Origin of the sequence: Rhodocytophaga aerolata (assembly GCF_030503435.1) — a bacterium.
GTDB classification, from domain to species: Bacteria; Bacteroidota; Bacteroidia; order Cytophagales; family 172606-1; genus Rhodocytophaga; species Rhodocytophaga aerolata.
Genome location: NZ_JAUKPO010000046.1, coordinates 18,862 through 32,645, shown reverse-complemented (window position 1 = coordinate 32,645; position 13,784 = coordinate 18,862). Strand labels below are relative to the sequence as shown.

Sequence of the window (13,784 nt, the reverse complement as noted above, 5' to 3'; positions counted from 1 at the left end):
TGGCAGCAAGATTAAAAGGGTGAAGGAGCCAAAGACTTATTTTTCCTTCTTTTTTCGGTTGCTGCGGATAGCTTCCATCTACACCGGCAACAACCTACGCGCTTGAGGCTTCACCACAGGGCTCTAGCACTCAGGCCAAAGCCTAAAAAAGAAGGAAAACAACAGACAACCAACACCACGCTCAGGCCGTCAACCGGTGTGCTTTACCACAGGGCTTCACCTAGAGCACACGGTGTGCGGGAGCGTTTGAACTATTGGTTGCAATATGAAAGATTATAAAGAAAAGTAAATAGTAGATATCTAGTTTTATGCTCAACAAATACGTCTTAGTAGATATCATTTTTATAGTTGGAACAGCTATTCTTTTAGTTGTTTTGAATGAATTTGGCAAGATGGATATAGTCAAGACCTACGCTTTGCCTATTTTGTATGGATGCTATCTGTTAGGTAGATTATCTGTCAAGCTGGTCAGGAAAGAGGCTTCACCCCAAGAATCAAAAATGAACAATAGCCTAGAAAGCTAAACTACAGCAACCAACAATAAACTCAGGCCGCCAATCGGTGTACCTTGGCTCAAAGGCTCAACACAGCACTCTGTATGCGGCTGCTCATGCTACATTAGTTGATATTGAAAAAAGATAAATGAATAAGGATAAGTTTTGGAAGTTGATTGAAGATTCTATACTAGCCAGTCAAGGAAACTTTGATAAGCAAGTAGACATACTTAAAAGTCACTTAGTTAAACTGCCAGTAGAAGACATTGTCAAGTTTGACCGGATCTTCTACGAATATTATGCCCAAACTAAAATTTCTACCCTTTGGGCAGCGGCTGATTTGATTGAAGGTTGGTGCTCAGATGATCGGTTTGATTACTTCCGAGCTTGGGTGATTGGACAAGGCAAAGCAGTATTTGATCTGGCCCTAGACAACCCGGATAACCTGGCTGACATTGACAGTATCATCTTGGCCCGTAAATATAGTGGAGAACTATTGATGTATGCAGCAAGTGAAGCCTATGAAGAAAAGACAGGGGAGGAAGACTTCGATGAATTAAGCATTGAAGGAGAAGAATCGATACCATACCAGGAGATTACCTTGGATTGGGTAGATGAAACTAAGCAAGCCATTCCAAGTAGACTTAAGACACTCTTACCCAAACTGTATCATAGATTTAGAAAAGAGTAACCAACATCAGCTAACGCCATGCTGAAACGCCAATCCGAGCACCGGCTGCAAATGGCTCCACCAATGGCTCACGGTATGCGTCAGCGTTTGGCTCAGTAGCAAATCTGAAAACTTAAATGTTAAATAGGGAAAAAATTTTAATGGGAATAATAGGATTCATTATTCTAGCCATCCCTTACAACTCCTATTTTCCACAATTCTTGGTAACGGGTGAATATATAGCAAAAATAGAAGACAAATTTGGCGCAGATGGAGTTAAGAATGGCGACAACCTTATATTAAATGAAAATGGAACTTTTCAATGTGACTCGTGGGGAGTAGGAACTTATACAATCAAGGGAAATGAAATTGTCTTTACGTATAAGGATGAGTATTTTCAAACACATTTCCGAAGACCTTTATTTTTTGGACAACCCCGAATAATAATTTTTAGAGACTTAGAATCTGAATTTGTGAAAAAATAAAAACTTGCTACAACTTCGGCTAATACGCCAACTAGGCATCCAAAGCACAAACCTTATCTTGAAGCCATAGTTGCTTTTAGCTATGTTCGTTGCACGCAATTGAAGCACAAAAAGAAATGCTATTGACAGAAAGAGCTAAGAAATATTTGCAAAAACAAAAGAGGGATTGGGCATGGAGCACAGATAGATTTACAACCAGTCTCTACTTAAAAAGTTGCGGACTTCCTTCTTTTGAAGCCTTACTTGATTTCCAAAGTAACTACTCAGGCTATCATTTAACACATGCGTCAAAAGTGTCAGATAGTTTTATTTTAAAGCTGTTTTCAAAAAAAGATTTACTTCTTCTAAGAGCAATTGACTGTGAAAAGATTGGAGAGCATTACTATTTTCCCTGTGGTGAACATCAGACTGCACAGTTCAACTTGGACTTCCCCCATTGAAAAGGACATTTAAAAAAGAGTAAATTACTTTAAACAAATGTCAACAATGGATCAAAGAAAACAGTACTCTAAAGAATTTAAAGAAGCAGCTGTCAGGTTAGCTGCAGAAAGTAAAAACAAAAGTGGAGTAGCCAGGGATTTGGGCATTAATTCCAGTATGCTCCGCCGATGGGAACAAGAATCTGACCAATCAGGAGAAAAAGCCTTTCCCGGTAAAGGTAATCCCAAGGATGAAGAGATGGCTGCCTTAAAAAAAGAAAATTTACGCTTGAAGGAGGAGCTTGAGATACTAAAAAAGGCAGTAGGTATCTTGGGTCAGCGCCCTCGCTAAGGTACCAGTTTATCAAAGATCATCTAGGGCAGTTCTCAGTAGAAGCAATGCGTCGGGTATTGCAGGTATCCACCAGTGGATATTACCAATGGTGTCGGAATATAATTACTGCTATTAAAGACAAAAATGAGCCGCTAGTTGAGCAAATAAAAAAAGTGCATAAGCAGAGCAACCAAACCTACGGGAGCCCTCGGATTTATATAGAGTTGAAAGCTAAAGGCTATACATGCAGCTTAAATCGGGTTGCCCGACTAATGCAGGCTAATAATATCAAAGCTAAAGTGAAGAAAAAATATATTACCACTACTGACTCTAATCATGATTTGCCGGTAGCTAACAATGTACTCAATCAGGAATTTACAACAGAAGCACCCAATGAAAAGTGGACAACCGATATTACCTATATCTGGACTAAACAGGGCTGGCTATACTTAGCAGTGGTATTAGATTTATTCTCCAGGCGAATTGTAGGCTGGTCTATGCAACCAACCTTAGCCAAAGAGTTAGTGATTGCTGCTTTACAGATGGCTGTACGGATGCGTCAACCTACTAGTGGTCTATTGCATCACTCCGACCGAGGCAGCCAATATGCTAGTATTGAATATCAACAGTTACTAAAAAAAGATGGCCTTCAACCATCAATGAGCCGAAAAGGAAATTGTTATGATAATGCAGCGATGGAAAGTTTCTTTGCTACCTTGAAAAAGGAATTGGTCTATCATCAAAGTTATCAAACGCATAAAGAGGCAAAAAGGGATATTTTCTATTATATTGAGGTGTGGTACAACAGAAAACGCCGACATTCTTCTTTGGCTTATATGAGTCCTGAAGAATATGAGCAAAATTGGCAACGACTATCATTAGTTGCTTAACTTAGTCTCCTTTCTAATGGGGGAACTCCAACTTTGCGTTATGTGATAATGGTAATTTGTGCATCTATGATGAGCCTATGCAAGTAATCAAATCCTCTATTGAAACCTTCATTGAGCAATACGCACTAAGAGATGTGTATAAAGATTGGTTTGAATTGCCCTACTACTATAATCTGGAAAAAGCGGATTTATTTGAAAATTATATTCAGACTAAGAGTTATCTTAAGCTTATTGCTGAATGCAGTGACGAATCTAATCAATGGTTGATAAGTGATACCTGTATATTGGTGAAGGCAGTGTGGTGGGCAGATGAAGGTTGGTCTATTCACATTTTTGGCAGAACAGAAAAAGACGCAAAATCCGTGGCAGATGAGTTACGCAATGAAAGAATAATTAAATAAAAAATGCGTGCAACATGGCATGCCTCAGCTCTGTCGCCACAGTTGCGGGAATGCTAGCTCCATAGGTGCAAATAAACGTCCCAATTGGGATACAAGCTTTGGTAAGTGCCTTTTTGTGATTGATAGTCATAAAGTTAGTAGCGTAAACTTGTACCCAATATCAACGTACCTTTTACTCGGCAACATTGAGTAATGGGTACAAAAGCTGATACCTGTAGTTACCCAAAAGGCAGTTAGAATTACACTGCTTTTATTTAAACTGCTCAAGTATACTTCATACATCATCCTCTTCATACTTCACTTCAATTCTCTATCGCTCACCGAAAAAGGGCAGGTTTGACACCATTTATACTCAGCTGTAGACGAAACAGCATGCAGCTTATTTCAATCTGTCTGATCTAGTTAGTTGTAGAAAATACTGGCAGAACGCTGTATCCTTGTTTGCGTAATAAATAAATTAATCCCTGCTCACCGCCTAAATGTCCGGCGCCCACGGCTATAAACGTGGGCTGACTAGCGATCATATCCTCAATCACTGGTATCCAGTCTCGATTTCGCTCATTAACCGCTATGTCAAAAAAGGATTTGGCATTGCCTTGCTCGTTGAGCCGGTGGATAGTGGGCAAATCTTGTTGTAAATAGGCCATAGTCATCGAATCAATGCCTGTAATAGGTTCACCTTTAGCTTTTACTGAAACATCCCATACAATCTGCTGTAGAAACAGCTTTTGATCCACTCTTTCCAAGTATTGTAGGGTTTGGGTAGGGCTTGCCAGCGCTTGAACAGGCAATTTTCTCTCCCTTGCTAAGCGGATAAATTCCCTTTCGTAGCCTTTGGTAGCCGGTTTATTGTTTGAGAGTGCACTCAATAAAACATAGGGTTTCAAGCGCAGCACTCCTTTGATCTTTTTATTGGTCAGCTTAAGGCTGTCTTGTAAAAAGGTGTGTAATCTTCTAAAATCAACTTCACTTAAATCTTTAGCTACGGTTCCTCTGTTGGGATATCTTTGTAGTCGGGCAGCCTGTCTCACTTCCTTTATTTTCCAGGAGTCATTGTTATTCTCAGTAACCAGTACTTGACATGCCTGGAAAGCATCTAGCCAAACCTGAGGCATAAAAAAATGAGCGGAATCAATCACATGCACGGTTCCAAATAAGTAGGAAGGCTGAGAAAGATCTTTTCCCGATATTTTCCATAACAGACTTTTTTCTGTTGGCACTTGCCCCATAAGATTGCTAGTCAACACAAGGAGAAACAAAAAAAAGCAGGATGTTGAAAGTCTAGTTGGTTTGAACATGGGATGGCACTACAAAAGGAGTAAAACGTAATGAAAGCCTTTAGAACTTCCACTAAGATAAGTTGACAAAAATTAGCCAAAATTCCTAAACCTATAGGCTCTAGATTTATTTACCTTATTTTTTCCCCTCTTGCCCTTCTCTTAAGTTACCAAAAAGGGGAATATACTGTAACTTAAATCGAGCCTTATATAATCTATCAATTTAACATTAGTGTATGCAAAAGCGCTTAACTTTGTACACTATTTCGAGTGAAGTTCAGCTACAAATAGGCTCATATCTTTTACCCAGTTAAAACACTATTTCTGATCTACCATATGACAAGTTAAGGTAAAAAATAAATTGCGCCGGATTCTTAAAAAACCAACCTCAATGTTTAACTTCCTGGTATGTACTCATTTAGACTAAAAAGCGGTCCTACAAGTGTATACCATAGGGTAAAGCAAGTTTTAAGACAAATGTTCTTTTACAAAAACGAGGCTTCTTTATCCGCAAGCAGAGAAAAACGTACTGATCTTTGGGTTAAGGTAATTGGCTCTTTTCTAGCATCACACTTCATTGAGATACTAGGCCGTGAGGAATCACTTTTTTACTTGTTGCTGCAAAAATTTTATTACATAGATGTCCTCTCCGGGTTTTGCATTGCCTTTGTTTTATGGGAGATAATAAGCCGGGTAAGCAGGTATCTGGATAGAAGACTCGCCTGGGAAGAACAAACCTTGCAAAGAGCCTTGCTCCAGATAACGTTTGGTGTATTTATCCCTTCTGTTCTGGTGCATGTACTTACCTATCTGCAGTTTACCTATATTATTGGGCAGGAAATGTCAAAAACCACCTGGTATACCAATGAACTGCCGGTAGCTGTGGTGATTATCCTCATCATCAATAGCTATTATTTTACCTCTCATCTTTATTTAAACTATCAGCAGTTAAAACAAAGTGCCATTCTCCTTCCAAACCAAGAAACACACAAGCCAGCCCCTGAAAGGAGAGAACCTGTTGCTGCCAAGTTGAGTACAGAACCTGCATCGGTTAAGAAAAAAAGGCAAGTATTTATTATCAGTAAAGGACAACGCAATATCCCGCTTCCGGTAGAAGAAATAGCCTATTTTTTCACCAAAGATGAAAATAACTTCCTACGTACATTTGCCAACGAAACATTTTTGATTGACGAATCCCTGGAAGATATTTACTCGCATGTGGATGAGCAATTGTTTTTCCGCGCCAACCGCCAGACCATTATAAATTTCAATGCCTGCACCTATTTTTCTTACCTGGATCATGGTAAACTGCAGGTAGCTTTACAACCTGATACAGATGAAGCGGTTATTATCAGCCAGAAAAGGTCTCCCCTGTTTAAAGAATGGGTGCGCCGGTAATACTGCCAGAATCAGTGATGAATGTATTCGGTGTGTTTGGTAGCTACATTCCGGTAAGCTAATTTTTTCCAAAGCATTTCTACAGGGCCTTGTGTAAAATGCTCAAACCACCAATGGCTATATATGGTCTGGAATCCAAAAATGCACAAGGCTATCAGATAGGTTTCAGTCAGGGTTACTTTGCCATATAACTGTAAGGCATGGGGCCAATGGAAAAAAAATAACAGGCAGAATACCGTTTGCATGAGGTAATTGGTGAGGGCCATTTTGCCTACAGGTATAAACAGGCCCAGCAGCCGCCTCCATCTGTGGTAATGGTATAGTTTGACAAACAAAGCTACATAAAATAAGCTTTGCAACACAAGTCCGCCAACCACCAGAAATATCAGTCCTGCAGAGGCACCACTCAGTTCAATTTTTCCAGTGGTAATGGCCCACAAGCCTACACTGCCTAGCACACCAAAGGTACTGCCAAAAAGTATCCATGTACGAATCCTGCTTTTGAAAAGCCCAGGATTGTAGAAAAAGCCTGTTTGACCCAGCCAGAAGCCCAGTAGAATCTGCCCTGAGCAGAATACCAGGGTGATGGGTGAATCTTGCAGGAAGTTAACCAGAGGATCAATAGTTGCATTAATTTGCAGGTATCTGAGGTAATTATCTGTTAGGTAGAGATCTTTCACCATAGAAACATCGTAGCCATACTGCTGCAGGTTGAGGGCAGCATTAAGAATATATACAAGAGCGGTAGCTGGCACAGATAGGATAAGGGCCAGCCAGAGGATTCTAGCTAAAGGCCATTTATACACTACTAGCAGTAAAAGTCCGCAAAGGGCATAATTCCTGGTGATGTCACCAAACCACAGCAGGTACCCATGCATACATCCGATCAAAAACAGCAGCAGCATTCTTCTCCTGAAGTAGGTATTAAATTCGCTCCGGCTGCCTTGTATTTTACTTAATTGCACGGAGAAGCCAAATCCAAATAAAATAGAGAAAATGGGAATAAACTTTTTATCGATGAAGATACTGCTAAATACCTGAAGCATATTCTCAATAGATGGAGAGCCAATTATGTACCTGGTGTCGCTGTGGATTTCACTTAAGCCTGGAGCATAGGGAACATTGGCAAGGATGATTCCTAACAAAGCTAAACCCCGCAGCGCATCTACCCTTTCAATGCGAGAGCCTATCATTGGTGGAGTAGCATGAGTAGTCATAAAACAGATAGCGTAAAGTTCCTGCTTCTGGTGAGTGAAGCAGGAGGAAAGGCTTGAAAGAGATAAACAGGGAGGCTTAAACTTTTGCACTTATTGATTTTTCAACCAACTAATGGCTTTTTCAATACCTGAATCCTGGCCATTGTCGCGTTCTGCTTTGCTTGGGAAAGGGGCTGCAATATCCACAGGAATACCGGTACCTTCAAATACCTGCCCCTGGGCATCCGTTAACCGTTCGTTAGATAGGGTAAGCAGCCAGCCGTTGGGTAGTTCCTTAGGCAGCACGGTAGAGAATATGCCATTGGTTGATTCACCCATGGTCTGTACCTGTGGCAGTTGCCGCATCATCAGTGTAAAGACTTCTGCTGCACTGGAGGTGAGTATACTAGTCAATACTACCGTTGGTTTGGTAAAGGTATACCCACCAGTAGGCTTTTGCATAACTACTTGTTCCCTGGCAAAACCATTTCCGGTGCGTGCAGTGAATTTCCAGCCAATTTGCTGAACAGAAGTAAACCTGCCTGCTATTTCCAACGCCAGCCTGTCAGAGCCGCCGAGGTTGAAGCGTACATCTACCACCATGCTGGGGCAGTTTTTTAACTCGGTGAACACCTGATCCAACACTAATTGTAAGTCACTCAATTCGTATCCACTCATCTGACCAACATGCAGATACCCAATATTTCCCTCCAGTTTACCCCAGATTATCTGGTTATTCAGCGCCGTTTGTACATTTCCATGCAGGTAACTGGTAATCACATTCCCGACTATTTTCTCATACTCTCCAATAGCGTATAATTTTATATTTTGTTGGGAAGTGCCGGCAGGGTTTTCTGCATAAAAGCGGGCAAATGTACGGATAGCCCCGGCATCAAACCGGTTTAGAAAGTCATCGCCATTTACTGAAAGCGTAACATGGTCTTCATTAAAATGGCTTATTAGCTGCTGAAAAGTGGTTTCCAGGTTCTGCTCAGTTACCTGCGGGCGGTATTTGTCACGCAATGATTTCCAGTCTACCTGCCTCAGATTGAAGAAAGCATACTGATCCTCAAAGGTTTGCCATAGTAGATCAAAATTTACTTTCGCATCCCTAGTGGGGGCTATGCCTCCGTTGTCGCATACCTTGGGTAGTTTATTGATGCGTTTGAAGCGGAACTCTGTTATGGGACCCTTGGCTTTGTAGAGTAGTTCATCGCCTTTGGCATTCAAGGAAACATCCCAGTTAGCTACCTCAAAACCGGGTAAGTCGAAGAAGAAGGTTTTCTTCAGGCACGTAGTACTGGTATAGTCGTATACCGTCGCTTTCCCGTTGGATACATCCATAACATACCCATAGCCTTCCGATTGCCAGATGCCCTCCAGCCCGGAAGGTTTTTTAATGGGACTTATTTCTTCCCGGAAGTCGAACTGATTACAGGCCGAAAAGGGGAGTATAATGAGCAAAAGCCATAAGAATTTGTGTAGGTAAGGTGCGTTAGCCGTTTTCATAGATAGGGTTTGTTTACCCAAAAGTAGCTAGTCCCAAACAACCGTAAGCATCTCCCTAAGCCGGAAATAGCCCAAGTAGAGAAATAAAGGACTGAAGTATATAGATCTGGAGGTGAAAAAATCAGGTTTCTTACTCAAAAAGCCTTAAAATAAGCAAACACATGATTGGGTGGTGTAAAGTTTCGGATATCTTTCATCAGGCGGTTTAATGTTGATCAGAATTGTTACGGAGAAAAACAGCTTATCTTATCCCACACAAGCCCAAATTCCCTTGTGCTTTGTCTACTTTGCCAGAAAGGCAGGGAGAGACTCCATAGCCGTTATGGCAGGAAAGTACCCGACTTGCTTTGGGCAGACAAAAGAGTGCTCATGTAATTTGTCAGGCCCCACTTTTTTAGAAATACTTCAGGAAGAAAAATTTATTACTTCAAGGTACATCCTTACTAGTTTAAGGGGTTGTTAAGTTAACTCCCCCTTTGTTATTCCTATAATAAGTAAAAATGGACAATAGGGGAAATGATTTTTAAACTTTACTTTCCCTTCTTCTCCACTTTTTCCTTTTCATTATTCTACTTATCGAACTTAGTTACTTTGGGGATGGGTAGAGCATATTTCTCTATACTATGATATATACACCACTAAAAGCATAGTACACTCTTTAGCAGGAATGGTATTAGCAGTTGTTACATTATAATTTTCTTTTGGATATATCTCTATTTTAGCCAAAACACACCCATTCATACTATTTTAGACTTTTAAATATTTAGTAAAAATGTCAAGTAAAACAAATTCATTGTTTATTGCTCTTTACCTACTTAGTTTAACTTTTTTAACTAGTTGTGAGAAAGACGACCAAGGTGCACGTATCGCACAGACAACTCCCGCTTGCCGATTAACAAAAATCTATAATCCTGATAAACCCACTGATTACACCATATACAAATATGATAATGAAGGTAAACTTACTCAGGCGATAAGCTATTATGAGGGACAAGAAGATATGGTGATGAACTATGAATATAATCCACAAGATCAACTAACCAAACATATAGTTAAAAATAACCGTTACTGGGACAATGGGAGGCAAACTACAAAAGGGGAGGTAACTACATTAGAGTATAATCAAAAGGGCCAAATAGCTAAATATGTTCAGTTAAATAGTATTCCTTATAATGAAATCAGCTACCAATCCAAAATAGAAACTACCTGCGAATATGATTTGGAGGGTAATCGTACAAAAAATTTGCAAGTAACATCAAATAGTACTACTTATCACACCTCTACATTTACCTCTATATTTACCTATCAAGACGGTAATTGCATCAAAGCTCAATTTGGCCAAGGTGCCCCTTCCGAGTTTATTACTGAATACGAATACTACTTGGATATGGAAAATAAGCAAAGATCTTTCTCCCAGTCTTATTATTATAGTAGTTTAAGCAGCATGACACCTAGTAAGAACATGATGAAAAAGATGACTGCATCTTTTACTCAATATCCTACAAGTAACTATACAATTGAAAACTCTTACCAATACAACACCGAAGGATTTGCAACTACACAAACTATAGTTCAAAAGACTCAAAACGGTAGTGCTACTCTTACAACTATAGCAGAGTACGAATGCCGTTAAAGTTTGAATTGTTGTTGAAAGATAAATACCATAATAGGGGCTAAAGCTCCTGCTGATGCGCAAAGCCAAAACAAAAGCAAAAAGGCACAGCGTCAGTTTTCTAAGTTTATTCTGCCTCTTATTTTTGCATTGCTCCTAGAAGACTACAGTTAAGAAGTGATTCTTACCCTTTTTAAAATAATCAACTGCCTCTTTCATATTCCAGCTTTTTATATAAAAAATTGGGCGAGAGGGGATGATAATAGTTTCCCTTCTTGCCCATGTAATTGAGTTTTTCGAAAGGGGGAATTAAATAAACTCTCTTTTTTGCGTGCTTTTATAAATCTGACCTTGACTTGTGTTGGATGGATAAGCCCTACTCATATAAAACCGGCGATTGTTAGCAGTTATTACTTGGAAAAAGTCTACCTAACTGGAAATAATAAAAAAAATCCTGAAAGATAGTTTACCTGTTGAAAATTCTATCATTAACGTTAGAATCAGCTTCATACTGGTTAAAAGGTTTAGGTTAAAAGATACTGAAATTAGTTTTGTATTTTGATCTATGTTTTGGCAATACTCATTTCTTTAATGAAAACAATAAACAGCATCTATCTTCAGGGGGCCTGTAAGCTCCCTTTTATTTTGCAGCGAAGGCTGAAACTGCATATATGGGACAAAAGGGGAATACATATCTTTGCCCCTTTTGCCCCTTTCGATAAGGAAACAGAAAGGGGCGAATGCTAAACCTGTTTTCTATTTACGTAGAAAGAGAATATAGTAGGATTTCTTACGTTTTCTCACATCCTAACATTGCTATACAACAGGCGTATTTTGGAAATATAGCTTGTTTACTCATACATTTGGCTTAAAAAACGAGCAGGCGTAGCAGCCTGATTTTATATGTACCTTCAAAACAGGATGTATATTTTAGTAGCTATGGCCGCCTTAAGTATAGGCATTTTAGTGACTAGCAATATTGTTTTCCCTTTATCCAGTTTGTGTCTTGCCTTGCTTATGCTCTTCAACGAACCAAGAAGGTTCTTCAAATATGGGCTTGCACAGACATGCACTTACTTTTTTGATTCGCTTAACTGTCTAGAAGCAAATCTGCTATGGGAGATCCTCTCCTTTGCATGTGCCATGTATATGTGTATACAAATGATGAGAAATATCTACAATAATCATCACCATGACCACAGAGATAAAAAGGGAAGAAGAGTTGCTTCCCTAAGTCAATGGATAGAACATTTCATCTACGAGCCGCAAGTAGTGCGAGCCTAAGATAAAATTATTAAAGTAGCGGATAAATTTTTGAATACAATTTGTTAGACATTTTTTTAGCCTCTCCAGACTGGAATCCTGGAAAGACAAAAATATTGTATTTAAAATTTATCCTTTCAGGTAACTGCAAACCACTCAGTACCACAATTGAAAAAGCTAATCTTTCTTCCATACAACCAACAAATAACAGCGAGCCAATAGCTAAGACGGAAGTTAATGCATCTGTCAGAGGGTAACAAACCAATTGATGTTTATCCAAATGTTGCTACTTAATTCATTTTTCAGGAATGCATCAGCTCTGTAGTCTATTCCAACCTCTATTTTATTGCTGTCCGTAAAGCCAAAACCTAGCAGCGGAACAGTTCTGATTTCCAGCTCGTATGTCTTACCTTGAAATGAGTTAAGGTATTCGTTATTTATTTTAACATAAAATTCCCTCGGATCAACGCTCGCTCCTTCCAAAGGCAGTTCAACGGTGATTCTGTACCTGAGTCTTAATTCGGTTAGTTCCTCGGGATCAAAAGTCTGATCTGTTGAAAAGCGGTGTGAGAGACGCAAGGTGCTATATCTTTTTACCAGTGTAAATTGTTGAATAGCTCTGTGTATCCATTTATCGCCCCTGATACGCATCAAATACCCACCTGCCAGTGAATTGTTTAATCCTACCTTCTTTGAGGTTATTAAAGATATATCCGAGAGAATATAACGAAACTCTGTTCTGGATTCATTTAAAGATTGACCACTTGCCAGCGATTGCCTCGACTCCCATTTGACGTTTGCACTCCAGCCCTCACTAATACTCTTATTTACATTTAATACAGGCAATATGCCTGATTGATAAGACCCTTGCCCATTGCTGGCCACAGAGTATGTCAGCAATAACAGTCCAAAAAATAATTTCATTACCATTAACCTGTCAGTATTGGAGATTGTCCGTATTTCTAAAAATTATTTCAGCGGTATCTGTGAGTATGCCAAGCTGATTAAACGTAATTTCATACAACTTTACGTTTCTGCCTATTCTGCCTTTTACAATTAATTCATAGTTGGTTGTATACGGCTCCTCGGTTTGCCTTTTGTTTAGTAGGGAAAGCAGCGCGGAAGGTTCGCCTTTGTATTGCACCTGTATTTTGTGAATGGTAAAGGATGTGTATTGGGCATGTAGGGCCGTGCAGATATTCTCAATGGTGGCAGCCGGCATGTCCTGCCAACCGATCCCAATTTCGATATCCTGCAGGTTTCCGACTGTATCAAATTCAACACTGTATAGTTTTCTCTCAACCTTAAATTTTGCTTCAATGGAGTTGCCTTGCAGATTCTGCTCGTAATACCATTTTACTTTTTGTTGAAAACCTAGTGAATCCACAAATAACCTAGCTTGAAGAGGTACCTGGCGGATTTTCAGCCGGGATTCCTTTTCAAATTTTGTTTGTCCAAAGGCACAGCCGGCTAGGTAGAAGAAGAGGAATAGCGTTAAAAAAAAAGTTTTACTCATGAGTGTTTCTTTTATCTGCCATATCAGGTGCTTTACAAGCAAACGAACTTAACTCATTTATTGTATAGAAGCTAATTCTGGACCTACTTCAGGAGTTCAAGCTGGAACCAAAGTTCATTTATTATTCAAGGCTAATAGTATCAAGAAAGGGGTGAATAATCTTACTGTCTGATTTAGGTGCGTAATATCCGTACAGAATACAAAAAGTTGATTAAAGGTTTGCCATCCTCAGAAGATGCAAGAATAGTATTCTGCTGCAAAAAAGCATGTATTACATTCTTTATTTTTAATGCGGTAATTATACGTAAACTTATACCTAC

The 13,784-nt window shown here is 39.5% G+C and carries 12 protein-coding genes; 7 read left to right on the top strand and 5 right to left on the bottom strand.

The features are described from left to right. Positions 1-642: 642 nt before the first annotated feature. The 5 genes from Q0590_RS33350 (at position 643) to Q0590_RS33330 (ending at position 3,693) form a co-directional block, all read left to right on the top strand. The gene (locus tag Q0590_RS33350; protein WP_302042007.1) at positions 643-1,185 is read left to right on the top strand and encodes a DUF4240 domain-containing protein; all 543 of its coding nucleotides are present in this window, start codon (positions 643-645) and stop codon (positions 1,183-1,185) included. Positions 1,186-1,301: 116 nt separating this feature from the next. Next, positions 1,302-1,649, top strand: a complete 348-nt coding sequence (locus tag Q0590_RS33345; RefSeq protein ID WP_302042006.1) for a hypothetical protein — start codon at positions 1,302-1,304, stop codon at positions 1,647-1,649. Positions 1,650-1,738: 89 nt separating this feature from the next. Beyond that, complete coding sequence (locus Q0590_RS33340; protein ID WP_302042005.1) at positions 1,739-2,089, top strand: hypothetical protein; 351 nt, start codon at positions 1,739-1,741, stop codon at positions 2,087-2,089. Positions 2,090-2,135: 46 nt separating this feature from the next. Then, a protein-coding gene (locus tag Q0590_RS33335; protein WP_302042004.1) for an IS3 family transposase occupies positions 2,136-3,292 on the top strand; the annotation gives its coding sequence in 2 pieces (ribosomal slippage) (positions 2,136-2,415 and positions 2,415-3,292; 1,158 coding nt in all). A 77-nt stretch (positions 3,293-3,369) separates the two neighbouring features. Further along, entirely contained in the window at positions 3,370-3,693 is a 324-nt protein-coding gene (locus Q0590_RS33330; protein ID WP_302042003.1) for a hypothetical protein, read from the top strand. A gap of 398 nt (positions 3,694-4,091) precedes the next feature. Here Q0590_RS33330 and Q0590_RS33325 read toward each other — a convergent pair whose 3' ends face one another. After that, the gene (locus tag Q0590_RS33325; RefSeq protein WP_302042002.1) at positions 4,092-4,922 is read right to left on the bottom strand and encodes a TraB/GumN family protein; all 831 of its coding nucleotides are present in this window, start codon (positions 4,920-4,922) and stop codon (positions 4,092-4,094) included. A 525-nt stretch (positions 4,923-5,447) separates the two neighbouring features. Here Q0590_RS33325 and Q0590_RS33320 point away from each other — a divergent pair. After that, positions 5,448-6,368 carry a LytR/AlgR family response regulator transcription factor gene (locus Q0590_RS33320; protein ID WP_302042001.1) on the top strand — a complete coding sequence of 307 codons (921 nt, stop codon included), beginning with the start codon at positions 5,448-5,450 and terminating at the stop codon, positions 6,366-6,368. An 11-nt stretch (positions 6,369-6,379) separates the two neighbouring features. Here the strand turns inward: Q0590_RS33320 and Q0590_RS33315 are convergent, their stop codons facing one another. Both Q0590_RS33315 and Q0590_RS33310 read right to left on the bottom strand, forming a co-directional pair. Beyond that, entirely contained in the window at positions 6,380-7,585 is a 1,206-nt protein-coding gene (locus tag Q0590_RS33315) for a DUF418 domain-containing protein (RefSeq protein ID WP_302042000.1), read from the bottom strand. Positions 7,586-7,675: 90 nt separating this feature from the next. Continuing rightward, positions 7,676-9,073 carry a S41 family peptidase gene (locus Q0590_RS33310; RefSeq protein ID WP_302041999.1) on the bottom strand — a complete coding sequence of 466 codons (1,398 nt, stop codon included), beginning with the start codon at positions 9,071-9,073 and terminating at the stop codon, positions 7,676-7,678. A gap of 772 nt (positions 9,074-9,845) precedes the next feature. On the opposite strand from Q0590_RS33310, the gene Q0590_RS33305 reads away from it, so the two are divergent. Continuing rightward, a complete protein-coding gene (locus Q0590_RS33305; RefSeq protein ID WP_302041998.1) occupies positions 9,846-10,706 on the top strand; it encodes a hypothetical protein in 861 nt (286 codons plus the stop codon). A 1,488-nt stretch (positions 10,707-12,194) separates the two neighbouring features. On the opposite strand, the gene Q0590_RS33300 is transcribed toward Q0590_RS33305, so the two are convergent. Together Q0590_RS33300 and Q0590_RS33295 are read right to left on the bottom strand one after the other, a co-directional pair. Next, positions 12,195-12,833, bottom strand: coding sequence for a DUF2490 domain-containing protein (locus tag Q0590_RS33300; protein ID WP_302041997.1), 639 nt, complete (start codon positions 12,831-12,833; stop codon positions 12,195-12,197). A gap of 52 nt (positions 12,834-12,885) precedes the next feature. Continuing rightward, positions 12,886-13,464 carry a hypothetical protein gene (locus Q0590_RS33295; protein ID WP_302041996.1) on the bottom strand — a complete coding sequence of 193 codons (579 nt, stop codon included), beginning with the start codon at positions 13,462-13,464 and terminating at the stop codon, positions 12,886-12,888. Positions 13,465-13,784 lie beyond the last annotated feature (320 nt).

Bases quoted from the DNA above. Each gene is read 5' to 3' on its own strand.
- Q0590_RS33350 (WP_302042007.1), top strand. From the start codon at position 643: ATGAATAAGGATAAGTTTTGGAAGTTGATTGAAGATTCTATACTAGCC.
- Q0590_RS33345 (WP_302042006.1), top strand. From the start codon at position 1,302: ATGTTAAATAGGGAAAAAATTTTAATGGGAATAATAGGATTCATTATT.
- Q0590_RS33330 (WP_302042003.1), top strand. From the start codon at position 3,370: ATGCAAGTAATCAAATCCTCTATTGAAACCTTCATTGAGCAATACGCA.
- Q0590_RS33325 (WP_302042002.1), bottom strand. From the start codon at position 4,922: ATGGGGCAAGTGCCAACAGAAAAAAGTCTGTTATGGAAAATATCGGGA.
- Q0590_RS33320 (WP_302042001.1), top strand. From the start codon at position 5,448: ATGTTCTTTTACAAAAACGAGGCTTCTTTATCCGCAAGCAGAGAAAAA.
- Q0590_RS33315 (WP_302042000.1), bottom strand. From the start codon at position 7,585: ATGACTACTCATGCTACTCCACCAATGATAGGCTCTCGCATTGAAAGG.
- Q0590_RS33310 (WP_302041999.1), bottom strand. From the start codon at position 9,073: ATGAAAACGGCTAACGCACCTTACCTACACAAATTCTTATGGCTTTTG.
- Q0590_RS33305 (WP_302041998.1), top strand. From the start codon at position 9,846: ATGTCAAGTAAAACAAATTCATTGTTTATTGCTCTTTACCTACTTAGT.
- Q0590_RS33295 (WP_302041996.1), bottom strand. From the start codon at position 13,464: ATGAGTAAAACTTTTTTTTTAACGCTATTCCTCTTCTTCTACCTAGCC.